This window comes from Hoylesella enoeca JCM 12259, assembly GCF_000613405.1.
GTDB classification, from domain to species: Bacteria; Bacteroidota; Bacteroidia; order Bacteroidales; family Bacteroidaceae; genus Prevotella; species Prevotella enoeca.
This window is the reverse complement of the sequence record NZ_BAIX01000011.1, coordinates 1-24,806: the sequence shown is the minus strand read 5'-3', so window position 1 is coordinate 24,806 and position 24,806 is coordinate 1. Positions and strand designations below refer to the sequence as shown.

Below are 24,806 nucleotides of genomic sequence, written 5' to 3'. Positions count from 1 at the left end.
GAAATTAATTTTCTTTACATCCATTTTACTATCTATTTATGATACGTCTTTGATGTAATGCGGAATCTACCTGCTCTACGGCAGTAGATCGGTGAGTCTTAGAAGCGTTGTAGCTACGTACCATATTGAAGATATTAATGGCAAAACAACCTATCACAATACCGAATACGGTAACGAGGAAACCTACACGATGGCGGTTGGCCAACGTCTGTATCTTCATGGCCAGCCAACTCAAACCGCTCTTGTCTGCAAACTGTTTACCGGCTTCCACTTCTCTTTCGTAACGCTCCTTATATTTCGGGTCGTTCTTGTCTGGCATAGGTTCGCCCATAATGATTTTCTTCAGTCCCATAAATGTTCAATACTTTAATGTTAGAAATTGGTTTTCTGATTCTCGGAGAGATCCTTATTGACAAGCGTCCTCCAGCCAAAGATGATAAAACCGTGAGGATTGTTCTCAGTGCGCGGAACCCTCCTTAGGCTTCCGGCGGTAATGAGCTGACGCATCAAGATACTTGTACGACGCTCAATGCGTTGGCGGCCATAGTAGGTAAAGGTCATCTTCTGTTTGTCTAACTTGATGGAATCACAGAAAATGCTGCATATCGTACTCGTTCCGATGATATTGTTATAAAAGCCTTTTTCCTTCAAGGCGTTGTACTGCGCAAGACCGGACTCGTCTATAAGGTACATGGCTTTCTTGATGGTATAATCAATATACTTGTCATCGGGAGCCAATGTAAAGAAGAGATTATGGAACATTTCCACATGGCTTTTTGCTTCCACTTCAAAAGTCTCGTCCATCGTAGTCTGTTTGACGAGAATAGGTACAGTGCCATCAAGGACATAAATCTTCTTATGGGCATCAGCGACCATGCCTCTGGCAACAAAAAGACTCCCAAGGCTGATAACGACACAACCTGTCAAAAACAGGCTGGTAATAATCAGCACCAACTTTATCTTGTTTTCTAATTTCTTTAATACAGCCATAGCATTGTTATTTTAATGTATTCGGGGCATAACGGACATGGCACTTGACTTGACGGAGGATGCCACTCCTTCACCAAAGTTGCGGGTAGAGAAGGCGGTGTCGCCTTCAGGGATCATCCATGCGGCAAGGTCTGGAACCAAGTTCAGGCATCTCAAAGCAACCACGGAAGCTGCAAGGAGATAGCCACAAGTCAGGAAGGCATTTTGTATATAGCCGTTAATTGTACCAGTAGATGATGTAATAGCGGTAAGATTTTCTACCTGAACACTGATAACAATGTCAAACAGCAGCAGCACATAGAAACCTACGAAATAGAGCATGGCTCCATAGAAATGGACTGTCAGGTAACGGATGAGCCATTTGGCCCATGCTCCCTCCCATTTTGGAAGGACGGAAAACGCCCATTGGATAGGGCCGAAGATGGTCAGCATGCCCAACAGTATCTGCTGACAGAATATGGTGGCCCACCAGCCGACCCGGTACAGTACCAGCGCAAGAAACATTACTATCTTATCAAAGCCAATGATGAGACCGGCAAAGACTGATGACTTTTTGGCCCTTGCAGCAGCTTGATACCTTCAACGGCATCGCTACCAGAGGTATATTTTGTTAAAGCATCAATACTTGCATCATTTTGCAATCCTTCTGATGCTGCTTCTACTTCTGCCGCTTTTTGATACATCGTATCGCGTTTCTGCAGCAATGGCATCAATTCGTTGTATTTTTCACTGACCTGCACGGCTTCTGCCTCATAGAGGTCGTGGGTGTAGCTTCCTATACAGTTGGGTATATAGGCTAAGGCATCCAAGATGCTGCCATTGCCACTGCCCATACCGGTCATGCTGGGGGGATACCAAAAAATCATGATGAGCGCAATACCCATTACTTTGAGTATCTTGAATACATCGACGGCTTCACCCTTAACCATCATTTTGTAAGCCATGCTGGCTCCTACGATAATAGAGAACAAGGCTCCTAATGCCATACTCATTTGAAGTATCCACCAGAACGGACCTTGTGTCCCGATAAAATCTGGATTACATAAAAACTCATTGGTCTGAAAGACAACGTTGTCGATGTCTTCCTCAAACAGATCAACTCCAATAGTCTGGGATAAGTCGGAAATCGTATTCGACAATCCTTGAAGCGAACCTGATGGCTGTGCTTGTAATAATAAGGAACTGAATGCCATAATTGATTTTCTTACTTGTTAGCTTATATTTTGTTTTATACTTTATTATCTTCTACTTTTTGTAGTTCTTGCTGGAAAAACCATCTACGGCCATCGCCACTTTCCAACGGTTCAGGGCATCGAAAGCTACCGTGTTGATGGATGAAAGTCGCTGGGGCGACTTGCTGTTCTTCTGCATCTCCTTTGCGGATTTTACGCTGTTCCAAGCGAGCAACTGACGAGTTAGTTGGTAATTGCGCCTGACAACATCCCTATAGATGGCCATGTACTCCTTTTTCCTGCGTCCTAAGTCCTGATAGGACTCACGGGTAATCTTGATGGCGGTTTGAAGGCAGTTATAGATGTTCTTCCATTGGCGATAGTCTTCTGCCGTTCCACCGTAGGGCATGATTTTATTGATGTTCTTCTGAAAGATGTCCAACTTGCCCTCTATCTTGCCTTTCTCGACCGTCCATGCCATATCGGTCATGGGGCTGCGGTCAACGATATTCTGTGCTTCCACCTTGGCACGACGGGAGGTCAAGGCTTTGATGCTGTCGGAATAGACCTTTTCGTCTGCCACACGGGCTTTCATGTGAAGACGGAAAATCTGCTTATTCTCTGCATTGGCTGTCCTTTGATATTTCTTGTGGAATGCGTTGTAATAGTAGCGTGGGGTCAAAGCCCCTGCACCGGTTTCCATTGTGGTGAACTGCTGCATGATGTACTCCTCATGGTTTTTCGTGACTTGCACATAACCTTGGCTGAAAGCCGGAAGAACTGTTGCCTGCAGTCCTATCAAGAGCGTAATCCTGTTCCTAAGCAGGATATGTATTCTTTTGAATTTAGTCATAGTGTCTTCCTCCTATGATACCGCCACCACCCAATGGGGCGTGCTGGAATGACCTGTGTTGCTCCAAACATTGAAATGCCTGGACGGAGTTGCCAAGCCATCGTCCCAAAGCATCAGTGGCAATTTCCTTGACAGTCCTTGCCATGAAGAACTCTTTCTTCCAAAATCCCATCCTCACGGTCATATATGCCCACAATTCCATGTAGGAATGCCTGATGCTACTTTCTATTTTATCAATAGAATCATTGATGTCATTAAGAATAATCATCAAATCAGACGTAGTACAGTTTCTTACACCTGACACGAGTTCTGACAACTCCAAATAAGACTTCCTTAGCTCTGAAACACCCTTAAAGACTCCTTCGACAGCTCGTTGGCTGGCATTAAGGATGATGGTGTCACTTGACCAAACGGCTCCATGCAGGAGAATTTCCTTTTTATAGGTGTCCAAAAGCTTATAATAGGCGGAAAGGTTTCTTTTGCAGTTGCCAAAGCTGTTGTAAGCGTGGAAGCCTGTTGCAGTACCGTTCAGAATGAGGTCGATGATGTCGAAACACTTCCTGTATCTGTCCAACTTCTTGTTAACCGAAGTATAGTCTTCCATTGTCTTCATACTCTTCTTATGATAGGCACGCACACCTTCCTCTGCGAGAGCACGTAACTCCAACATGGCCTTAACCGTCTTGTGATTACTGATCATGGCTTCCAAAGAGGCAGGGTCAGTAGGTAAGTCTATTGCCTTGGTTTCTTTTGGAATGAAAAGAAGGCATAAACTCATCAACGATATGTATATCCATTTGTTCATGTCTGCTGTTATCTATGTTAATGTCTTAATTGCTGCCTATGGCTTTGCTTTTTGAGAAGTGGGGCTTGAAGAAACTTTCTTGGCTTTGTCACTTGCGTCCGTCCATCGCCCTAAGGCGTATTCGGCAATAGTGCCACGGGACTTTCTCGTAATGGGATTCAACAGTTGGTTAGTCAGGAAATCTTTGATAGTCTGGCGGTCATTCATGACCTTTTCCAAAAGAACTAACTGGGAATAGATGACGCTAAGCTGATATTCCACATCCCTTGCCACATCTAACCGGTCGCTTGCCCAAAGCAGATGGATGGCATCTGAACCTTCCTCATTAGGCATATTCTTGGCATAGTTGTATCTCACCGTGATGGAACAGTCCGGCATGTCTTCCATCAACTGTTTCTGACGCTCGTTGACTTTCGCGGCACGCTCTTTTTCGGACAGGCTCATATCAAGATTCATCGTCTCTATGACATTCTCTGCTGAATAGGCGGCAGAGAGCTTGTAATCGACACTCAATATGGCACGGTGGATGCGGATGCCAAGGAAATGCTTGGGCTTCGATTGGAGCTTCAAGACTGCCGTATAAGTCACCTGGCTCTTTACCTGTGCGCAATAGGCATGACGGACAAAGGTGTATTGGCCATCGCCGTTAACCCATTCTCCGGCATCTTGCCAGGAAAGCTGGAACAGACTCTCCAACTCTCTCATATTGGAATTGATTCGGTAAGGACCGCCATTATCTTCACTAAGATCTTTATAGTATTCCGCTATGGCGTTGTCTATCTGCGCCAAGTTGGATTGAACCTGCGAAAGCTGACGTTTCAATGCAGCTTGGTTGTTGCTGATAGCGTCATATTGTGCACGGAGCGCGGCAACCTTGTTGTTATCGTGGGCCATCTTGGCTTGGTTCATCTGGAAGACCAATGAACTCATCTGTTTGTCCATGGAGCGAATCTGATTTTCAAGGCTATTAATCTCGTCCTGACAGCCTTTCTTTTTCTGCTGTAGCTCGTTGGCCCCATTCGTGCTCACCTGTGTATAGTCCAAAGCGAAATTCTTCGATTTGGGGTCTTCCAAGTGACTTCCCTGATTTCCATTCTCTTTCCAATTAAATGACCCCTCTGCAAGGGTTGCACCATCGTCGCACTTGGCTAAAAACACTACGGAGTTGCAGCCTTTCATCTTGTTCTCGTCTGCTATGGTGTAGTATTTCCTGGCATCGAAGCCTAACTTATACACAACGCGTTGGGAAGCGGCTTTGTCGCTCTCCAAGCTGTTGTAGTATTTGAGTTGGCTCTCCATACGCTTTCTGAATGTTTCTTCGTCCATAGACTCGGAATCGAAAATCTCTTCATGCACCTCGTGCTTGATGTTCCATGAGTCTGTCACCGTCATATACACTGTCCAGTGTTTGCCTCGCCAATGTCTTGAATGGCTGAAAGTACCTCCCTTTTTATCATATGAATAAGTGTAGGAGGCTGTTTCGTATTTTAGGGTTATTGTATGGCCGGGATTGTTCCTTTCATATTCACCTTTTCGTGTAGGACTCCAGCCAGTGGCACTTTCTGCAGCAGCCTTCAACTGATTGTATTCAGAAGTGGTGAGCGTGGGATAGTCTGGCGTACCGGTCCTCATATAATTCTCCTTAAAGAGCCAGTTGTCCCAATGATCGCTGTTGTTCGTATTCGAAGGATGGGAGGGATGGTAGGTAGCAACCACTTTCTGACCTTTATCCTCTGAATAGATATACCAGCGTTGCTTGTAGTGCTGGCCTTGCAACTCCTTGATATAGTTGCTCACATAACCCGTGATGCTGTAATTGTCTACTTGGAACAGACGTGAAACGGCATCTGCACTATTCGAACCGATGACACTCATCAAAATGGCCTTGACATTTCCGGCATTGCGGATGCTTTCATATTTGCTCCGAAAAGTCTGATATAACTGGTAAATCTCACTTGGCTTGGATTTGAAGATCCTGCCAATGGCGGAGAAGTCCCTCATATTGCTGTCCACAGCACCTTTTCCTGCGGTCGCAAGTACACCTCCGAGTTTGCCGATGTCGTTCTTGATATCCTCCTTGGCTGCTTTGATGTTGAAATCTCCGACTTTCTCCAAGAGTTCTTTCCAGTTGACATTGCCAAGCTGGGCCAAGTCGAAGACTTTTTGCAGCTTCTCGTTGACAACCAAGAAAGTTACATCCTTGAACGACAATTTTCCATTGGTAACGACAAGTTCAAACTGCTTGCAGAGCTGCTCGACATTCTTGGTGGTCTTGAACAAGTATGGCCCCCAATAGAGGGCATTGTCGGGCTGTTTGACCATCTTGGCTGCAACGACAATGAGCTTGGGCATGATGCCGTCCTTCACCAAATAGAGAATGCGTTGGTAATAGTAGTTCTCATCGCTGCCGAAAACTCCGACTTCACGCATGGCGTTCCTGTCTTTCAACTTTGACAGGTAGATGCCGGCTGTGGAAAGACTGGCCTTGGTGTAGTGTCCTAAGATGGAGTCTACATCAGAGGCTGTCTTCCGTTCTGTCTCTTCCTCTATCGCATATGCGGCGGTCATGGCTGCCACGGTCTTCGCATCAATGTTGATGGCATGATACGACTGCGCTGACATGGATGTCACCGAGAGGATCAAAAGGATGATAGCGATGAAACGACGCATATGATTGATGAGTTTAATTGTCTAACACTTTTCTTTCTTTCAGTACTTTCCGTGCAAATTCCAAGGAACTCTTGATTCCGGAGCGTTTCCAATCACGCACGAAGGCTTCAATGGCGTGTTGATGATCACATTGGAGAATCTTCTTGTAGAGTTTCAGGGCAAGTTTCTCTACCTTCTCCGTCGTGTAACTCATGTAACACTCCGGCGGTTCTTCAATGCCGTACACATCGCCTTCCTGACCACGTTTGATGAACACTTCCTTGAATGGGGAACGGCCTTCCTTATTCTCCAAGCGGTTGATGGTGAAAATCTTCTTGCAGTCGATGTCGGTCAGAGCCAAGGTCTTTTTGATATTATCGAATTTGTCCTTGAACTTGCTCTGGTCAAGTAGCATGAACACGCCGGAGTTGTTGATGATGGCTTCCTTAACAATCTTGGACTCGGTAACGTCCTGTATTTCTTGCGTTACCACGCCGACCATGGCCCAGTGTTTACGGGCTGTCTTGTATAGATACTGTATATAGGTGGCCATGACAGGGGTGGCAATGGCTTTCCATGCTTCTTCTATGACCAGGCATTTCCGGCCTTCCTTTAAGAGCATCTTCTGCGTGAAGACATCCATGATGATCAACACGACAATAGGGAAAAGGACGGGATTCTCTTTTATTTTGTCAATTTCGAATACGATGAACTTCTCATTGAACAGGGAGGAATCCATTTCGTTGTTGAGTGTGTATTCCATCTCCCCTCCCTTATAGAACGGCTTTAGGATCGTGGCAAACTCGTTGATGGCAAATTTAACCTGATCCTGCTTCATGATTTGAGGAATACGCTCAATGGCGAACTCATAATAGGTGTTGAAGTTGAGTTCCGTAACCCTCATCTTCTTACGCTGGCGTTCTATCTTGTCGATTTTCCTGTTGATCCGCTGAAGATACTTACTCTCTATGAGTTCGGGAGTAAGGCGACGGAGCAGCTGGCTCTTCGCATTGTCTTTTTCTCCTTCAGTAGCGGCGGAATCGTCGATGACGGCTTGCAGCTTGTCACGGAGACGGAGGTCGCGCTGTTTCTTCCTTTCATCGTCATCATCTTCTTCTATATCGTCAATATCATCAGATACTCCGTAACGTTTTTCCAGCTCCTGTTCGTATTCCTCATACTTGCCGGTACGTTTGTCTTCAAGCTCCATGACATGGCGCATGTTGTCGCGCTGCTCTTCGGTAAAGCCTTCAAATGGGGTGAAATACTCTTCGAAGTATTCTATGAGGGTTTGGTTGATGATGGTTTCTTCGAGCTTTGTGGGCTCGCCGTTTCCCTTGAAGATCAGGAAGATGATATTCCTAAGGAAGTCCTTTTTTGCCTGGAAGTTCTGCTCATACTCGGCTTTCTCTATCTTGAAAGGGTTCATCGAGATGGGGTGTTCCTTTGAATAGGTGATGTATATGCCCTCGAAATAGCTGCAAAGACCTTCGTAGCTGTCGCCGGTATCTACAATGACAATATCGGTATCCTGCTCGTAGTACTGCCGCATGACGGTATTCATGAAAAAGGACTTGCCACTGCCGGAAGGGCCAAGGACAAAGAAATTGGAGTTGTCGGTATATCTAATCTTTCCTTCCTTGCCTGACACGTCAACAGGCATCGGTACGCCTTGCCTGTCTGTGTAGTAACATTTCAGGTTCGTGTCATCCCCTTTCTGTTGACGCTCCTTATACATAAGGCAGAGTGCAGGGTCGGAAAGTGTCAGGAAACGGTCGTAGTCGGCATTGAGTTCATAGCAGTTGCCGGGGAAGCTGGCAACGAACAACTCCAATTGGTTATAGGCACGCTTTGACAGGTGCATGCTGTATCTTGCCAAAAGGTTCTCCAAACAGTTGGTGATCTTTTGCAGGTTTCTGTCTGCCGAGGTCTTTACAATGAGGTTGTAATGGGCATAGACGAATTGTTTTCCGTCACGAGCTACTTCATTAAGTACGTTATTGATGTCTTCAACGGCAATCTGATTATTCGGATTGGGAATGGAAGCATGACGGTTCTTCTTTTTCTCCAATTTTAAAATCTCCCGCTTCTGATTGGGAAGAAAGATGACCTGATTGTAAATAAGCGTGTCTACATCAGGGAGTGTGCTAAGGTCGGAAAGCAGATCCTGCGGCATGACGGAGTTGTTGACATTGATGTCGGCATAAGGGCGAAGGGTGCCGGGAAGACCGGGATCATCTACATCCAAGAGGCTGTAGATTTTCAACTGGTCATCGCCCATGCCGATCTTCTCGGACTCCACCTTGAAGTCATTCATAGAAACAACCTCGTTATTGAAATCAACAGCAAAGAAACGCTCGGTATATTCCTGACATTCGTCACCAGTGAGAAAGCGACAGTTGATGTTCTCGCTCTTCAGACGGTCATGGACTTTCTGTATCTTGACTTGGAAATCGCGCCACTTGTCGGCATCGTATGCCTTCAAACCGCCATTTCGACCACGTTGGGAGATGGTGAGATAGGTTTCAGAATCTATATAGGGACGACCGTTGAAGAACTTGAAATAGGCATCGGAAAGAAAACGCTTTCTCACATCGGTGTCCTTTCCTGCGATGCTCGACATATTGAAGTTCTTACGGACGAAAATATCCTGTTTGTGAATGGCATATCCTTCACCTAACACTTGTAGGACGGATGCCAAAAGGGAAGTGAACTCGTAATAACCGTCCGTATCAGCAGAGTACTTCCTGACGGGATTGTCCATCTTAAGGATGGCTGAATAATCGCCTTTTTTTGTGTAGACCACACCGATCTCATTGACATCCTCAAAGCTGAAGTAGATGTCTTCAAACACCTTGGCGCGTTTGCTGCCAGTACCGAAGGCTTTGATGGAAATGTATATTCCCAACAAGATGGAGGTAAAGACCAATATGACGATTAGGGTAATCATGAATTTGTTTTGCTTACAATCAATATGAATATTCTAATAATGTCTTGAATGGCTGAAAATGTAGATACCTTTCGGGGATTTCTTGGAATGGAGACCTTTATGTTGCTTGACAAAAATGGAGACTCCTCCTATTGACAGAAAAATTGTCAGCAACGCTAATGCAACAAGAAAACTGAAAATCACATAGCCAATCAAGAATGACAACAGACCTCCGCCAACGGTGACAGCGGCCCATACAATGTATCTTCCTCGAAGACCCAGAAATTCAAGAGGCTTTTGAAGCCCCTTGAATACCGGGTAATCGGGATAGTCGCTTTTGACTGTTGCCATATTCCTCGTCTTAGAGTCCGAAGAACAGTGGCAATGCCTGGGCTGCCGCCACGAAGAAGATGCAGGCACCGACAATCATCATGATGCTCTTCTTGACATCCTGCTCCTCGTTGTTCATCTTGACGTAAACGGAGATGGCACCGAGAATGGCAACAATACCTGCAATGACGTAGCACACTTCGTTATAACAGGGATGTACTTCTTCAGCGCATCAGTTGCCTTACCGATTGCCTGTGCACCGGAGTCCATGCTCTGGGCATCTGCTGCTACCGTGCAAACGACCAGCAACAGCATAACTGCTACAAAGCGGGGGTCCATCACTACGGCCTTGATTTTCTTACTTGCGGAGATACAAAAGCTCTTGGCTCCGCTTACCATTACTGACAAAGTCTGATTCATTGTCTTTGATTTTTTAAATAAATAATTAATAAATAATATGTAATAAAACAATTACCAAAGTCTGTCGGTCACGCCGAACTGGAAACCAAAGAAGGCTGGAAGGACGATAGTCGCTATAAGCAGGAAAAGGCAGCTGCCGACCAAAATAATGATGCTTTTCGTAAATCCTTCTTCCCCTGCCTGCATCTTGATATAGATGCTCGTCGCGCTGTATATGGATAAAAGGGCTGCTATGGCATAAAGCAGATACAATACGGCTGTACAGCATGTCAAGATGAATACCACCATATTATATAACCGGCCTGAATTGCCACTGTAATCCGTCGTACCACAGGTGGCCATGACGGGTTGCGTGAGCAACAGTAATGCCGACAACAGCAAATATGTCTTGGATTTGAATGTCTTCATAACTTAGAAACTAAATTGTTCAGCCTGCTCGTCTTCCCTCTTGGCTTTCAAATAGGCGGCTGCATAATCTTCAACGAACTCGTCTACATACACAGCTCCCTGAATGTCCGGAGACACACTGTTGAAGTTCTGCTTTATCGAGTCTGCCTTGGCTTTTGCCTGCATGGCCAATTCCTCGGCGTCGGACGCTGCAATATCTTCAGCCGTAAGAGGATTCTGATCAAATTGAGAAGTCTCCGCACCTTCACTGGCCTTATTGTAAGATGCTTCTTCTGTCTCATGTCCGTATTTCTCCGGTTCTTCTTCACCGGGGCGTTCTATCTGATACTTGCCTTCACCGGTCTCACTGATTCTGACAGGTGAGACTGCTGGTGTGGCATCCGCATTGTTAATAGGCACGCTGGCGCGAATAACTTCTACACTTTCTTTCTTCTCTCCTTTCGGGCCGAACAAATCCAGGCAGATCATGACTACATAATAGATAACAAAGATGAATGTCACTACGATTGCGTATATACCGAATGATCCCATATTCTTTTTATTTATTGGCTACAAAATAAATGACTTAATATCAGAAAGACAGCCTTAAAAAAAAGAAACTCTTATATTAACATTTTCAAAATGTTTTAGGCGGATTTACGGCCTTTTTGTGTTAAAATTCGGGACTTTAAAATTATGAACTATTCCGATTTTTGCTAAAACGAGTAAATTAGATGAGTCATGGGTGCTGCTCCTCTTATCTTGTTATTCCTATATCATTCTTATATACTTATTACCGTATATACATATTGGCGTATATACAATAATACATATATACGCATGAAAAACAATATATCTGTCTGACTTACCTTCGGTGTTTATTTTACACTCACTTTTATCTATCTTTTCATTTCCGTTTCTGGTTTCGACCTCACTTTTCATCCGCTTGTAGTCATCTTCGACTTTTATTCTGCAAAGGTATCGCAGGCAGGGAACACAGCAAACACCGGAATGCTCCTTATTGGCGGAAAACTTTTCATGACCCTCCGAAATCATAGATTACGGTTTCCTGAAAACTTTTACCGGCCAATTGTTTGCCTTAGGTTCCCTTAACGCCCACGATTTCACCTTGCACATAAAAGGTTCGAGATGACGGTTACACCGGAATGATAAAAAAAAGTTCGGGTCGAAGAAACAAAAAACCTAAAAAGGTTGAGAATCAGGATGCCCAGAATAAAATATTAACTTCATAAAACAATTAAAGCTGACCTATCGGCATGACGGGGAAATGATATGACACAGTTTGATTTTATTGATTTGGCGGCAAAAGCTGGCCTTGAGTTGATTGAAACGACATCGGAGCGTAATGGTTATCCACGCTATCTGAAAAAGGCCATCATCGGCTTTGACTCTATGGAAGAAGCATGTGAATATGCAGAACAGCATAATCTCTGTATTGAGATCTTCCACAAACGCGATGGTTGGAGTCTTTGGTATAGAACAGGTAATCGGGCATACGATCCTTTTACTCGCACAGCCGAGGACTATGGTGACGACTATCTGTTGTTTACAGCCGATGATGCCAATAATTATTACGAGAACGAAGTGCAGGAAATCATATCAGATTTCGACAACTTCGATGATGTAGAGAATTTTCTGAAAGAACGTCGAGAGGTGTATGACGCTATTTGCGCTCTTGGAGAAGACGAAGCCGTGGTGACATATCAGGGTAGCTTGTATGAGGAAATAAAACTGCATTCCATGAGCTACTACTTTGATACGCATCATTATGCTATCGGACTGATTGACTGGGACAATGAGGATTAACAGCTCACCGTAGACTACAATCTCATTCACTGTATTACATTTTTAGCTGTGCTATCGGCTTGACGGGCAATATGATCAACTAACATTCCAACAAGAAAAAATGAACGAAAGACAACAAATACTTTATCTGACTGGTGGTGGACTGGATGTGTTTACACATTACTTAGGCGATATATGCCTGAAGAGAATCTTTAAAAATCCCTTCAGGGAAGACAGCCGCCCATCATGCCATCTGTATGCGAATAAAAACACATACGGACAAGTGGAGTATTATTTACAGGATTTTGGCGATAGCAGCTTCTGTGGCAACTGCTTTGTCATTGTGGCCAGACTGTGCAATATGAATGTAAAGACTGCATTTAAGGATATCCTGAAGGTGATAGACAAAGAGCTTTGCCTGGGATTGTTCAATAATCCATTTCCACAAACAGAAACCATCTATAAACGACTTGTAAAGAGACAGAAGCCGGAGACTTCCTCCACACTTTCATTCCAATACAAGGAAAAGCCTTTTACCATGGAGGAACTGTGTTTTTGGCAGCGTTATGGAATTGGTCAGGATACGCTGGAAGACTATCATGTTGCAAGCCTTTTGGCATGCAGAATGTCAAAAGAGAATGGAAAGAAATTTACTGTTTATGGAACAGCAAAGTATCCGGCTTTTGGATACCTCTTTAATAATAATGATGGTATCAAGATTTATTCTCCTTGCTCCAAAAACAGATTTCTCTATGCTGGTGTTCTTCCGAGACCATACATTTTCGGTTGGGAACAGCTACCGCCACAAGGCGAATATATCTTCATCACCAGTGGGGAAAAAGATGTCATGTCGTTGGCAGCACATGGGTTCCATGCGATATGCCTGAATAGCGAGACTGCCAAGCTCCCTGACAGTCTTATGCAACAACTTGCCGGAAGGTTTCGGACAATTGTTATCCTTTATGATATGGATGCAACAGGACAAAGTGAGTCGAAAAAGCGAGTACAGGAATATACTGGAAAATATAATGTAAGAAGAGTCCTGCTTCCTCTTTCAGGTGAAAAATCGGAAAAGGACATCAGTGATTTCTTCCGTCTGGGGCACACCGCAGAACAATTAGCTACTATCCTGAATAGTGAAAGACTATAAATTCCATATTATGTATTCCGGTGTTTCTGCTTGCATAAACATACAAGGACGAGTGACCATTACTGATTGCTCGTCCTTCCTATGTGTACTAAAGATGGTAGTATGGACTTCCAGCCTTAACGAAAGATATTGTCTATATTGCCTTTGTTAATCTTTTTAGGTCGCACCGCCCCATGCGTCTCTTCATATTTAGATATAACCATGTCAAGACCTAAGGTAATAAGTTCATTGATTTGAATACCCTCTGTTTCTGATATGGTACGTATCTTATTCATGACGTTCTTATCGACGGAGGTACATATTCTTTCCTTTGAACCACCTTTAGATATCGGTTTATCCCCTGGGATGGATGTTACTTTCTCCTTTGAATTGGAGCTTGGATTTGGCTGGTGATTATCTTCCGGAGTTGTACTCCTGACAGAAGTAAGTCCTTCCAAAAGACTGCTCATGGAGTTTTTGTTAATACCTTTGCTCATAAATGTAAATTTATAGGTTCTTTGTCCTGTCTAAAAGTTCTCCTACGAAAGCCTTGTAATCAGCAGCTCCGTTGCTCTTCGGATCATAGTCAACAATATTGACGGCTTCCAGAGGAGCTTCGGCAATCTTGATGTTCTTTCGGATCTTGGTTTGGAACACTTTATCGCCAAGCTTGGCCCTAAGACCATCCTCGATCTGTCTGCTCAAATTGGATTTTTCCCAACGAGTGAGGAGAATACCGGTAATCTCAATCTTTGGATTTAGCTTCTGCTTTACCATTCTGACAAAATCGCTGATCATAGTAAGACCCTGGAAAGGCAGTACTTCTGCAAGCAGAGGTATGACAACCAAATCTGATGCTGTAACTGCGTTAAGAGTAAGAAGCCCCAAAGATGGGGGACAATCTATTAAGATGTAGTCATAATCAGCCTTCTTTTCCTGTAATATGTCTGTAAGGATGTGTTCTCTCGCCATGACAGAAGATAGTTCAAGGTCGGCAGATGCAAGACGCAATGAAGATGGAACGATGTCAAGATTTTCTGCTATCGGATAGATTGCCAGGCTGTAAGCCGTACCCCTGCAAGAGGCGGAAAGAGCATCATAGATGGTCTGATCAACTTGATTATCTTTTAACAGGGAGGTAGTAAGATTGCTTTGGGCATCCATGTCCACCAACAACACCTTGTTTCCCATAGAGGCAAGGATAGAACCTACACTGGCAGTAGTGGTAGTCTTGCCAACCCCTCCTTTGTGGTTGGCAAATGAGATAATATTTGCTTGCTTTTCCATACCGTTTGATTTATATTTTTTATATATACGTATTATCGTATTCCTTTATTGACTTATATACGTATAGCTGTATATACGGCTATACGCCTGCAAAGATACATAATATATTTTGTTTTACAAAACTTTTATGCTTAATTATTTTGTCTTATGGGATTTTATATATTTATCTATTAACTTGAAGATTCCACAAAGTATTTGAGCAAGGAGCAGCTTGCTGACTCTCCTGCACTTTCGTAGATATAGACGGAAACCCTTTGCAGAGGTTTTGTATGGCTTATTGACCATCAGCAAGAGCAATAGGCATGTGGCAACATAATAAAAAGTTTTACCTGATTGCGATTGGTTGACTCCTGAAGAGGAAAGTTTACATTCTGGATTCATAAACGATCTATTTTTGAGTTTTAATATTTGGTTGTAGTGCTGCTATTCTCTTACGGAGTTCCTTTGCGAATACCATTTGAGCGTGCATTATCTTATCAAAACCACTACGGTCTCCCCAAAAGTAATCTTCAACTTCGTAGAGAATATCCAAGCATTCCCTTGTGGACAATTCTTTGACACCTACGGTAGGAACTTTGTAAGTTTTAACAAACTTCTCTACATCCTTTACGACACAAGCCTCCAGATTAACCATATGTTGTATTTCTTCAAAAAAACACTTGTAGGCCTTGGATTGAAAATCTTGATCAACTGTCTGGGGGGCAAGCCCAAGAAGCTTGCCTTCGACAACTTCCAAAGCTTTGATATAACCATCCATGTATCCTCTTAATTGGTTGTTGGATTTTCCCTGAATGGTTTTTGCATATTTTTTTAAGTGATGTGTGAAAATAGTTCTTTTCATATCTATTCTTTTGGTTGTCTTATCTTTCGGATGTTAGTTCTATATTGCTATTGCCTTAGAAATAAGAGCTGCGCAAAGCGACTCGCAGAGTACCCTGCTCATGTTCACTTCAACGGCATTGCCGATATACTTCTTCTGTTCGGCCTGGGTTCCCACAAGGATATAATTGTCAGGGAAACCCATGATGCGTTTCAGCTCATTTATATTCAACATGCGCATCTTGATGTCTATGATTCCGTACATGGCCATGAACTCCTTTATCTTGCAAGTCATTTCACTGTCCGTTTCAAATATCCTTATACCGATACCTTTTTCTGTGGAGATAAGGTAAGGGGGCATCTTATCCATCCGGGCAATCAAAGTGAAGCACGGCTTATTGATATCTCCACCTGCAGAGTTGAACTGTGGGTTCATCAAGAAGCAGTCAACTACTTTTTGCTTCGGTGTTGTCAATACTGCAGGGCAAGGTGAATCAATGCTGGAAAGTTGACCACCAGCGGAATATTCATTTGCCAAAAAACGACTTGAAACCAATCCCAGCCTGTCTTTTGTGGTAAGCGTAGGGCATGGCGATTCAACAGAATGGTTCCCTCCATTACCATAGTAAGCAGTAATAAAGAAATGGTGATCCTTAGTGGTGACAGTTCCGGCAGGAATGTCTATCGATTGGTTCTTGGAATACGGATCTCCACTGAATGCCTTGGACATGAAGCTGACATTGGCAATACCCAGACGGTTTTGGCAAGCGACAGTTGGGCAAGGCTCGTCAATTCCTGGAGCTGTGTATTTTCCTGTCTGGTTCATTGAATTATACTTAACAAGAAACGTTTCCCTTCCACCGGCGACGAATTTGATTAGGCCTGCGTAAATTCGCTTCAAGGTTTTCTCGCATAGTGGCTTCTTCCTATCAAAGATGCTTTGGCCAGTATCATCCATGTCAAGCACTTCACGAACAGGCTTCCATTTCTTGTAGCATGAAACATGCCACTGTCACCATTCTTCGAGAATGTTGGAACAGGAAAAGCTATGGGGAGGCCTTTCTTCGCAAATTGACCGAAAAACCTCTTGCGTGAGGTATATGCACCAAAATCGGCGGCATTCAGCAAACGCCAATCATAATGATAGCCGTAAGAGATAACTTTATTTGTCCAACGAACATAGCTGCATCCTTTTAACTTTGAGATAGGGTGTCCTTTATCGTCCATGTCCCCCCAGCTCATAAACTCTTCCACATTCTCAATCTGTATATAGTCTGGGGCCAGCTGCTCGATATAACGGAAAAGGTGCTCTGCAAGCGTCCGGCTGTCTGCATCGCGTGGCTGGCCGCCTTTGGCCTTGCTGAAGTTGGTGCATTCAAGTGAAGCCCATAGGACAACTAAAGCTGATGGATATTTCATTCTCATTCGATTCAAATGGGCTGTAAGACCGGTAAGGTCAAGTGTGCGAATATCCTCGGTGAAGTGTAATGTGTCGGGGTGGTTTGCCTGATGCGATGCGATTGCATTCGCATCATGGTTGACACAGGCGACTACCCTCGCACACTTTGTTCCATCTAACTTTGCATGTTCAACACCGGTGGAAGTTCCACCGGCTCCGCAGAACAAGTCTATATAGAGTAATTTGATGTTTTCCATTTGCTATTCTATATTACCCTCTACCTTGTAACCTTTATTCCGAAGATATGTGGCGATATACTCATCATCACCAACATCTTTAAGTACGTCAAAAAGATACCCTTTTACATACTTGGCAATAGCTTCAGGAGAAGCCAAATCTACATGCTGCGATATGAACTTGCATTTCTTTGTCCTACCTAATTGCTCAAACTCGTGTTCTAATCCCTTATTCATCATGGTTTTAAATATTTATGTTCAACAAGCCACTCTATCATGGAGAAACAGTTTTCAAAGACACCTTTATTTTCCTCTATTTTAAAAAGGGAATCTCCATTTACATAAGAAATACTTCTATTCCTTATTTCTAATCTAAATGTGCGATTGGGAGCAAAAATTACATCTGGAAGCAGATTTATCAATGATCCAAGTGACCATGCAGGATAGTCGGCTTGGTACTGGTCTCCATCATTGCAGACCTCGGGGAAAGAAGATTTCAAAGGCCAAAACATATCGGCGGTTTTACGCTGTATTCCTAAATCCAACAGTCGTTGTGACTGCTCTTTCGTTGTACAAATCTGTATCATAATCTTTAATCTATTTAGTAATCATTTTCCACAATTCGGCTGCGTTGGCAAAGTGCACAGGCGACAGACTGTCGTGATACAGTTTGTCCTCTATGCTCTCCCTGAACTCGTCAAGGGTGTCGTCCCAATGTCCTGTTGCGTGGTATCTGAATTTCGTGAAGCATTTGGGGCACTCCATGACCATCATGTGGCCAATGTTCGTTTCGCACCACCCTACAAGAAGGGGGTTGTCTCTCATGAAATCCATGTCGCCTTCGGGACAGCATAAGCCCGTGGCATGTGCAATCACCGTATAATCGGGATATTTCTTTAAAACTTTAAGTATATCTTTCATACCTTGCCCTCCAATATTTTTAGAACATCACTATAACGATATAACTCACGGTGGGGAGTAATCCTTGTGGGGACAAGAAATCCTTTCCTTGCCCATTTTCTAAGGGTAGAATAATCAACAAGTAACAAGGACGCTGTTTCTCTTTTTGTCAAGAGCATAGGCTGTCCTTTATGTTGCTTGACCTTACGTTCCAGGTCGAGAAGTTTTTGACGTCGTTCCAGCACGTTGTAAATATCAGTTGAAAGGGTAGCAACTTTGCGAGCTTGCTCTTCATTCACCGCTCTAAGACTGTCTCTAATCTCTGCCATTGACATATCAACCAATCCTTGGAACATATTTGGAAGTTGCTCTTGCAACTTTTCTATCAGCTTGTTGGCTTTGGCTACCGCGAGAGTCTGCTGCATTGCGCGATCTTCCCTAAATCCCATTTCTTCATGAAAGCACATGAATACGAAGAAATATAAGAATAGAAAGAGTGGTATTACCGCTATCCATATCCAAGGAGTGTTGTGCACACACCACATCAAATCCAATGTTGCCAGCGATATTAAGAGGTAGGTAATAATGGCAGCACCTATAAAAAGATATATATGTTTCATTTTCTATTGGCCACATTTAAGATTATTCCATATCAACTTCATAATTCCAATCACAAGCGTCACTTTCGTGAATATGATCAGAAAGCCACTCGAAACCAGTACATACTTGCTCGTCCAAATTCATAAGATCACAGTTTACACGCCCTTTATCTGCCAAGGCGTTTAGATCATCATAAACCTTTTCGCTGACTTCTACGTCATGCAAACCAACAGTATAGGTTACTGTTACGGTTAAATCCTTTATCTTTTTCATTCTGTGTATACTTTTAATATTAAATGTGCTATTGAAGTTCCAATTGTACATGGAAATGATACTCGTTGCATAAACAGACAATTTGCCTGACTTCATTGGGGTCCTCTCCATAGGGAAAGAAAATCATACGCTCCTTGGTCAAACATCTGACTCCTTTCTTTCTTAAATTATACAAGAGGTTAGTCCGTCTCTTTGTCACTCTGTCCATGTGTGCTGAAATTTTCTTTAAGTAGCATATTGTCCTTATGGAATGCTGCTTCAATGTGTTCTACCAAATCAATCGGTCTCGTCACATACGCATCAAACATCTGGTACATCAGCTCGGGCGTTGGTTTCTCGGACATATCAAGGACAAACACTTTCTTGCCTTGCCCTTTCATCCAACCGGCTTCAGAATGGGCAGAGCGGCCACACGGTAAGAGGAGGACACAATAGTCCGCTTCCTGCATGGCGTGAAAATCTTTTTCAAATGCTTTGACAGCCTCGGGATGGTGAAGCCCTTCCTTGAAATCCCTACAAGTCCACTTCTTGAAGTCCTTATCGACTTTCTCCCAACTGAATCCGCTTAGTTCATTGTCCTCGGGATGCTTGAAGTCATAGGTATAGTAACCCTGAATCCGTAGGACGTTCAATAAATTCTCGAAATGCTTGTTCCGCCAGCTGCTGGCCAAATAAATCTTTAAAAATCTCATAAGTGTATTTTTTATTTCAGTAATCCTTTACATACCATCTCCACGTATTTGAGACTATCCCGTAATACCGGATAACTTAAACTCTCATATTCAGACCTTTCAAGAAACTCTATCTGTCTGCTGAAGACAGAATTGTCATTGTCAAATTTGTTCAGCAGAAAGTATCTCAACCACATGTCGGCGCACCGGGGACGTGGCAAGTCCAAATAATCCAGGATCAGGACGGAAAGCCTCTTTTGTTCTGTACGGTTCAGCACGATGCACTCACCTGTCTCTTTATCTATCCAGCCACAGAGCATGTGAACGGTATTGTTCTCTCTGTCGATGGAGATTTGGAAACAAGATGGGCCGAACATCGTTTCTATCTTGTTTGCAAGACCTTGTAACTGCCAAAGGCTGATGGAGCGCTTGATAAAGAAACTGATACTCCTTATGAGCTTCATGCTGGCAAAAGGCTTGAGTTTCTTCTTTTGATAAATCAGAGCCAAGAGCTCTTCTTTCTTTTGCACAAAAGTGGCTGTCTGATAGTACTCGGGGGTACGGACTAGATCCGTAACTCCGGTTTCAATACTTAAAACATAATTAATCATACTTTTACTTGTTAGCGTTTTATATTTGGAAAGGATGCACTTACATCAATCCCTTTATCTTTCATTTCCTGAACTTGTCATCGTCGTAGCTATGGGTGATTTCATAATAGAAAGCTACTCCCAAAGCTATCAGCAAGACAAGGATGATTATGACATATACCATACGGCTCTATTTGCTGTTTGTGGTGATCTCAATGGCTTTTACGAACTGCAACAGGTTGTTATAACCTTTGTACAGGGGATTACACTCAATGGCATGCTTGCCATACCGATCCTTTAATGTCTTGGTTATGGTGCAGCCCATGACATCATTGGGAAAGTAGAGATAAACCATATCATAGTCATCTCCTTCGACCGAGATATGGATGAAATTCCTTACATCCGACATAATCATGAAATCACAGTCTGAAGGCAGCCTGACAAAGCCATTCTTCTGCAAGGTCTGGTAGGCCAAATAATCCATCATGTCTGCGAACATACACAACTTGTCGCTCCTGTGCTCTTTCTCCATGGGAAGAAAAGTCACGCCGGAACTATTCAACGTCATGGGGGAGTCCGTCAGGTCTTGGCCAACAAATTCTATCCCGTTGTTCTGGTTTATGACACCCACCCCGTGATAGGTCTTGGAGAGAAAACGGTAGGAGACCGAATGAACCTCCGGAAACTCCTTAACATCAATGCCCATTATACTTGGCGTGGCAGCATCTGTCAAGGTTCTGATCCGAATATTATCGGAGCTTCCTCCTGCGTGCCTGAATATAGGTTTACTTATTTTTTCTAATTTCATTTTTCGATAATTATAGCTTTTCTATCATTGCTTGCAGTTCTTCTGCGGTGTGCCCCAGACGGAAGAAATCACTGATGTCCTTTTCCGATTTCTCTCCGGACAGCGGTAGGTCAAGTTTCTGAACGTTGTATTTCTCGCCGTACTGTTGTATCCGCAAAGCAGATTCCCTTTGCCCGGTTTCATCTGTATCATAGAGAAAAATGATTCGACGGAATCGTTGGGAAAGTTCATCCATTACATCTTCGGGAATGTTGGCCGTCTCGCTGTTAAATGTCAAGGCCGGAAATCCATGCGCCGACAGCGACATGACATCTTTCTCGCCACCTGTGACGAAAACGAGTGATCCTTCTTCAGACAGTTGCTCACGCCCGAAGATATAGGGCTTTGGGAAGTGACCGGCATACATGAAACGTGTCTTTGCCTTAGGCCTGTAAATCTTCAGCCTACGTCCGTCATCGAAGAAATATCCGTAGGTCGGAATAGCCTTTGAACCGTAAACGGCAAAGTTTCCACCGGACGATTTCTTGAATGTACAACTGCTGATGCTCTTTACGTTGTAACGTTCCAGCGTTGAAAGTCCAATGCCATATTGCCCCCAATACTCTTCCTCCCATGGCATGAAAGGCTGTGTCACGACCTCAAAACTCGCTATGGAAGAACATTTGTACTTCTGTGAGGGTGTGGCTTTTCTTTTCATCAACACATAGTGCTCACTTCGTTGTTCATCAAAAATGCCAAGTCCAAGGTCTCTGTCTATCACTTGAAGCACTTCGCGAAAGTTGGTTTTTGGGTTGATATTACACAGCCTTCCCACTATCGTAAAGCAGTTGCCACAGAAGCTGCTGTCTCCGAAGTCTTGGAGGTAGTATTGGCCGTTGCCATATCCGCCTCTGTTGGCATACAGGTGGCATGAAGGGCGGCTGTCCTCCCTGAAAGGGTTACGGAAAGTCCGGGCAAGGCACTTTTCACCAAGGTAGTGAATGAACACTGCCAAGCCCCCATCGGTCATCTGCAATATTCTTTGAGCTTCATTCATAAGCGTAATTCAATCTTAAATGGTTTGTAGTTCTGACCCTATGCAATGCGGTATTGAAGCCGTAACCCTGCACCGAAAAACTTGTGTAACACCGTTCTAACAGTATCAAGGTAATCAGCTTCCAATATCTCAAATATTCGCTTATTCGGAAGAACAAGTGTCAGCGTCTTGGCCACATTGTCGAAGGACTCAAAAGAGACTTGTTGGAAAACCGATGCAAAAGCACGTTCGCTTACAATCTTGGCAAAGGCAGACATACACTTGTCCCAAAGAACTTTTGCATAGTCTTTAGACGGTGTTTGCGCCTTCAGTTTATGCAGCAGCTTCTTTTCATTTCGTTTATACCAGTTGCAGAAATAGTCAAGGAACCCCTCCAGTCCTTTTGGAACTTCTTCTTTGCGACACTTCAAGTTCGCCAAGAACAAAGTCAGGGCATTATAGAGCGTTTCCTTATCCGGGAAGCCATAAAGCAGCTGCATCGAGCGCACCCATTCGTCATCAAAGACCAATTCTTCAATTGACGAAAATTTTCGTGCGGACGAATAATTATAATAATGAAGATTCTCTATTCTCTTATCTTTATTCTCTTTTATAATAGGATCACGCGCGTAGCCGCCCCCATGACTGTTTGGTAGCATTTTGGTGGCTTCAACTTTTGGACGGTTTTGTTCCCTCTTTTGGCCCTCTTTTTGACCTTTTGGTTTGTAAGTAGCTGTATTTCCGTCATTTACAAAAGACTTGGTAGACATTTCGTAACTGTTTCGTACAGAATTTTGTTGGGCATCTTTTGGCCCTTCTTTTGGCTCCTTTTGTTCAGTTTTTATCCCCCCGTCTTCGAAACTTATAATGGCAGCTCCATTAGATGAGGAGTTTTCCAAATCAGAGAAACTTTCGACTGATGTGACATGACTGGCAGAGGGACCTATTGATGTTACCGGGCAGGTGTCCTTGACATAATCGGAGAACTCTATCAAACGAACGGAAGAAAGTTTCTTCTGACCGTTATAACCAATATTCAGGATGCCCAGCTTGCGTAGCTTCTGGAGGGCCTCTTTAATGCCTTCTACAGGAATGCCGGTTGAAGCACTGATCTTCTTCATGTCAAACCATAGCGGATCCTCATAGTTTTCACTCTCCGAGTAAGTATGAAGAAGTAAATGAAGGTAAATATGAAGAACCTGTGCGTTCACAAAGAAATCTTGGAAGTCAAGATCGTAATAAAGCTTCACCCAGCCACCTCTCACATTTTCCAAAGACAGGAACTTTGAAAATTCACGAACGGTGATGAGAACACCGTTACGTCTTAGAGAGGCAACATGGATAATGCCTGCCGCCTTCAGCTTATCTAAAGAACGCCGGGCGGATTTACGGCTTATCTCCAAAAAACCCATGATGTCTTTAATTGAGGTGCGAAACTGCCCTCTCATCGTAATTTTGTCAAAGTAAGGCTTATCCTCCCTTTGAGCATTCAAAAAAATGTGCAGGAACATTTGCACGGCGTTGCTGTCATTATAGAAAGAACAATTATAGAACTTTCTGATAAGACAAATCCATTTGTAATCTCCCATAGGTCAGCTATTTTGGGGTTCAATGGCTATCGCCCTTACTTCTATATTCTCATTGATGTTCTCGAAATCGTCAAAGATCTTACCGGTTGGATCTACGAGGACAAATGTTGTAATTGTCTTTCTACTGTTATCTATTTCCATACTGCTGTTCTTTTAAAAGTCAATTGTCTGATTCTATTCGAAAGGAAAGAAACTTTGAGCCTCGGTTTCCTTTGATCCAAATACATGTCTCATCGTGGGTAATGGTTTGAATAGATGATAACAAGGATTTACCATGATGCCACCTTACCCGGGCATCTAAGATGAGAGAGAGAATTGTGTTGAATTTACCAACAACCGTTTCCTTTGACCCTTTCTCCCGATACAAGGATGGGGTTATCTGAAAGAGCAAGTCAACCAACCATAGTGGTTTCTTGCGCACATGGACTTCTTTTACGATGTAATACATGAAAATCCGCTTTTAAAGGTTATCCTTTAGGAGAAGGCATACAGACAGGGTTGGTTCTATCTCGGTAGATACCCTCCCTTTTCAAAAGATAGTACACTGTACTTACACTCATGTAGAACTCGTTTGCAAGCGCACGCATGGCTGCCATTGGAGAAATAAGTTTTTTCTCTATTACCGGGCCATATTCGTTTATGTACTTATCCACGATTAATTGCCTTCGCTTGACAGGCGGAGTCTCAAAAGCCAATACCTTCTCAACTTCTTCCCTGACATTGGGAGGAAGTTGCGCAACAGCACCGGGAGATACGGATTGGAGTTTTTTTCGCCTTCGTCTCTTGGTTTCGGCTAATTCAGGATCATACACGCCGTTGTCTCCGACATTGCGGTTAATCTCTCGCAATATCGTGGTACGGTCAACCTTTAGAACTTCAGCAATTTCCCTGAAATTCTTCCCCTCTTGAAGGAGCTTGGCAATTTCTTGCCGCTGTTTGGAATCTAATTGCTTTCCCATATTGTTGATGCAAAAAGTGTTAAACGGGTCAGAATCTCTTCTTTCCCTCTATTTTTTGTGCATCAACAGTTGTGTCTTTCTTGAAGTTTTAGGACTTCAATACCTACTGATTATCAATGTTTTAAAGTCTATTGTCCAAACGCGCAATTAACACTTTTAACAAATTGTACTTCTAACTTGAACATCGGCC

The 24,806-nt window shown here is 43.4% G+C and carries 25 protein-coding genes and 3 pseudogenes; 2 read left to right on the top strand and 26 right to left on the bottom strand.

Annotation, left to right across the window (positions count from 1 at the left end; all coding sequences use genetic code 11):
• Positions 1–28: 28 nt before the first annotated feature.
• The 11 genes and pseudogenes from JCM12259_RS05240 to JCM12259_RS05190 all read right to left on the bottom strand — a co-directional run bounded on the left by JCM12259_RS05240 (position 29) and on the right by JCM12259_RS05190 (position 11,087).
• On the bottom strand, positions 29–352 hold the full coding sequence (locus JCM12259_RS05240) for a hypothetical protein (RefSeq protein ID WP_004345368.1): 324 nt from the start codon (positions 350–352) through the stop codon (positions 29–31).
• A gap of 20 nt (positions 353–372) precedes the next feature.
• Positions 373–990, bottom strand: a complete 618-nt coding sequence (gene traK / locus JCM12259_RS05235; RefSeq protein WP_021590309.1) for a conjugative transposon protein TraK — start codon at positions 988–990, stop codon at positions 373–375.
• Positions 991–1,002: 12 nt separating this feature from the next.
• Positions 1,003–2,183, bottom strand: a pseudogene (locus tag JCM12259_RS13940) (hypothetical protein).
• Positions 2,184–2,235: 52 nt separating this feature from the next.
• Positions 2,236–3,015, bottom strand: a complete 780-nt coding sequence (locus tag JCM12259_RS05225; RefSeq protein ID WP_036888580.1) for a DUF5045 domain-containing protein — start codon at positions 3,013–3,015, stop codon at positions 2,236–2,238.
• The gene (locus JCM12259_RS05220) at positions 3,008–3,820 is read right to left on the bottom strand and encodes a hypothetical protein (RefSeq protein WP_025065671.1); all 813 of its coding nucleotides are present in this window, start codon (positions 3,818–3,820) and stop codon (positions 3,008–3,010) included. The genes JCM12259_RS05225 and JCM12259_RS05220 overlap by 8 nt, the downstream gene beginning before the upstream one ends.
• A 36-nt stretch (positions 3,821–3,856) precedes the next feature.
• Positions 3,857–6,490, bottom strand: a complete 2,634-nt coding sequence (locus JCM12259_RS05215) for a coiled-coil domain-containing protein (protein WP_025065670.1) — start codon at positions 6,488–6,490, stop codon at positions 3,857–3,859.
• A gap of 13 nt (positions 6,491–6,503) precedes the next feature.
• The gene (locus JCM12259_RS05210; protein WP_021590360.1) at positions 6,504–9,419 is read right to left on the bottom strand and encodes a TraG/VirB4 family ATPase; all 2,916 of its coding nucleotides are present in this window, start codon (positions 9,417–9,419) and stop codon (positions 6,504–6,506) included.
• Positions 9,420–9,452: 33 nt separating this feature from the next.
• Positions 9,453–9,749 (bottom strand): DUF4133 domain-containing protein, encoded by a 297-nt coding sequence (locus tag JCM12259_RS05205; RefSeq protein ID WP_004345388.1) that lies wholly within the window; start codon positions 9,747–9,749, stop codon positions 9,453–9,455.
• Between the two features lie 10 nt (positions 9,750–9,759).
• A pseudogene (locus JCM12259_RS13935) lies at positions 9,760–10,148 on the bottom strand (DUF4134 domain-containing protein).
• Positions 10,149–10,199: 51 nt separating this feature from the next.
• Positions 10,200–10,556, bottom strand: a complete 357-nt coding sequence (locus tag JCM12259_RS05195) for a DUF4134 family protein (protein WP_004345392.1) — start codon at positions 10,554–10,556, stop codon at positions 10,200–10,202.
• Positions 10,557–10,559: 3 nt separating this feature from the next.
• Entirely contained in the window at positions 10,560–11,087 is a 528-nt protein-coding gene (locus tag JCM12259_RS05190; protein WP_004345395.1) for a hypothetical protein, read from the bottom strand.
• 741 nt (positions 11,088–11,828) lie between these two features.
• Between JCM12259_RS05190 and JCM12259_RS05180 the strand changes: the two genes are divergently transcribed.
• Positions 11,829–12,362 carry a hypothetical protein gene (locus JCM12259_RS05180; RefSeq protein ID WP_025065668.1) on the top strand — a complete coding sequence of 178 codons (534 nt, stop codon included), beginning with the start codon at positions 11,829–11,831 and terminating at the stop codon, positions 12,360–12,362.
• A 100-nt stretch (positions 12,363–12,462) separates the two neighbouring features.
• Positions 12,463–13,491 (top strand): toprim domain-containing protein, encoded by a 1,029-nt coding sequence (locus tag JCM12259_RS05175; RefSeq protein ID WP_025065667.1) that lies wholly within the window; start codon positions 12,463–12,465, stop codon positions 13,489–13,491.
• A gap of 116 nt (positions 13,492–13,607) precedes the next feature.
• Here the strand turns inward: JCM12259_RS05175 and JCM12259_RS05170 are convergent, their stop codons facing one another.
• From JCM12259_RS05170 to JCM12259_RS05095, 15 genes and pseudogenes are all read right to left on the bottom strand, one after another.
• Positions 13,608–13,967: a hypothetical protein gene (locus JCM12259_RS05170; RefSeq protein WP_004345402.1), complete on the bottom strand. Its 360-nt coding sequence runs from the start codon at positions 13,965–13,967 to the stop codon at positions 13,608–13,610.
• Positions 13,968–13,977: 10 nt separating this feature from the next.
• Positions 13,978–14,757 carry a ParA family protein gene (locus tag JCM12259_RS05165; RefSeq protein WP_021590301.1) on the bottom strand — a complete coding sequence of 260 codons (780 nt, stop codon included), beginning with the start codon at positions 14,755–14,757 and terminating at the stop codon, positions 13,978–13,980.
• A gap of 388 nt (positions 14,758–15,145) precedes the next feature.
• Positions 15,146–15,598, bottom strand: coding sequence for a hypothetical protein (locus JCM12259_RS05160; protein ID WP_025065666.1), 453 nt, complete (start codon positions 15,596–15,598; stop codon positions 15,146–15,148).
• A gap of 39 nt (positions 15,599–15,637) precedes the next feature.
• Positions 15,638–17,232, bottom strand: a pseudogene (locus tag JCM12259_RS13930) (DNA cytosine methyltransferase).
• Between the two features lie 3 nt (positions 17,233–17,235).
• Positions 17,236–17,448 (bottom strand): hypothetical protein, encoded by a 213-nt coding sequence (locus tag JCM12259_RS05150; protein ID WP_007410651.1) that lies wholly within the window; start codon positions 17,446–17,448, stop codon positions 17,236–17,238.
• Positions 17,448–17,798 (bottom strand): hypothetical protein, encoded by a 351-nt coding sequence (locus JCM12259_RS05145; protein ID WP_025065665.1) that lies wholly within the window; start codon positions 17,796–17,798, stop codon positions 17,448–17,450. Before JCM12259_RS05145 ends, JCM12259_RS05150 begins: the two co-directional genes overlap by 1 nt.
• Before the next feature lie 10 nt (positions 17,799–17,808).
• Complete coding sequence (locus JCM12259_RS05140; RefSeq protein WP_025065664.1) at positions 17,809–18,132, bottom strand: hypothetical protein; 324 nt, start codon at positions 18,130–18,132, stop codon at positions 17,809–17,811.
• Positions 18,129–18,731 (bottom strand): MerR family transcriptional regulator, encoded by a 603-nt coding sequence (locus tag JCM12259_RS05135; RefSeq protein WP_004345409.1) that lies wholly within the window; start codon positions 18,729–18,731, stop codon positions 18,129–18,131. The genes JCM12259_RS05140 and JCM12259_RS05135 overlap by 4 nt, the downstream gene beginning before the upstream one ends.
• 22 nt (positions 18,732–18,753) lie before the next feature.
• Positions 18,754–18,984, bottom strand: a complete 231-nt coding sequence (locus tag JCM12259_RS05130) for a hypothetical protein (protein WP_234396551.1) — start codon at positions 18,982–18,984, stop codon at positions 18,754–18,756.
• A 179-nt stretch (positions 18,985–19,163) separates the two neighbouring features.
• Positions 19,164–19,676, bottom strand: a complete 513-nt coding sequence (locus JCM12259_RS05125; RefSeq protein ID WP_025065663.1) for a hypothetical protein — start codon at positions 19,674–19,676, stop codon at positions 19,164–19,166.
• A gap of 11 nt (positions 19,677–19,687) precedes the next feature.
• Entirely contained in the window at positions 19,688–20,266 is a 579-nt protein-coding gene (locus JCM12259_RS05120; protein WP_025065662.1) for a hypothetical protein, read from the bottom strand.
• A 169-nt stretch (positions 20,267–20,435) separates the two neighbouring features.
• Positions 20,436–21,053 (bottom strand): hypothetical protein, encoded by a 618-nt coding sequence (locus JCM12259_RS05115; protein ID WP_025065661.1) that lies wholly within the window; start codon positions 21,051–21,053, stop codon positions 20,436–20,438.
• 10 nt (positions 21,054–21,063) lie between these two features.
• Positions 21,064–22,089, bottom strand: a complete 1,026-nt coding sequence (locus tag JCM12259_RS05110; protein ID WP_025065660.1) for a toprim domain-containing protein — start codon at positions 22,087–22,089, stop codon at positions 21,064–21,066.
• A gap of 38 nt (positions 22,090–22,127) precedes the next feature.
• Positions 22,128–23,657 carry a DUF7833 domain-containing protein gene (locus tag JCM12259_RS05105; protein ID WP_025065659.1) on the bottom strand — a complete coding sequence of 510 codons (1,530 nt, stop codon included), beginning with the start codon at positions 23,655–23,657 and terminating at the stop codon, positions 22,128–22,130.
• A gap of 467 nt (positions 23,658–24,124) precedes the next feature.
• The gene (locus JCM12259_RS05095; protein WP_025065658.1) at positions 24,125–24,616 is read right to left on the bottom strand and encodes a helix-turn-helix domain-containing protein; all 492 of its coding nucleotides are present in this window, start codon (positions 24,614–24,616) and stop codon (positions 24,125–24,127) included.
• Positions 24,617–24,806: the final 190 nt, after the last annotated feature.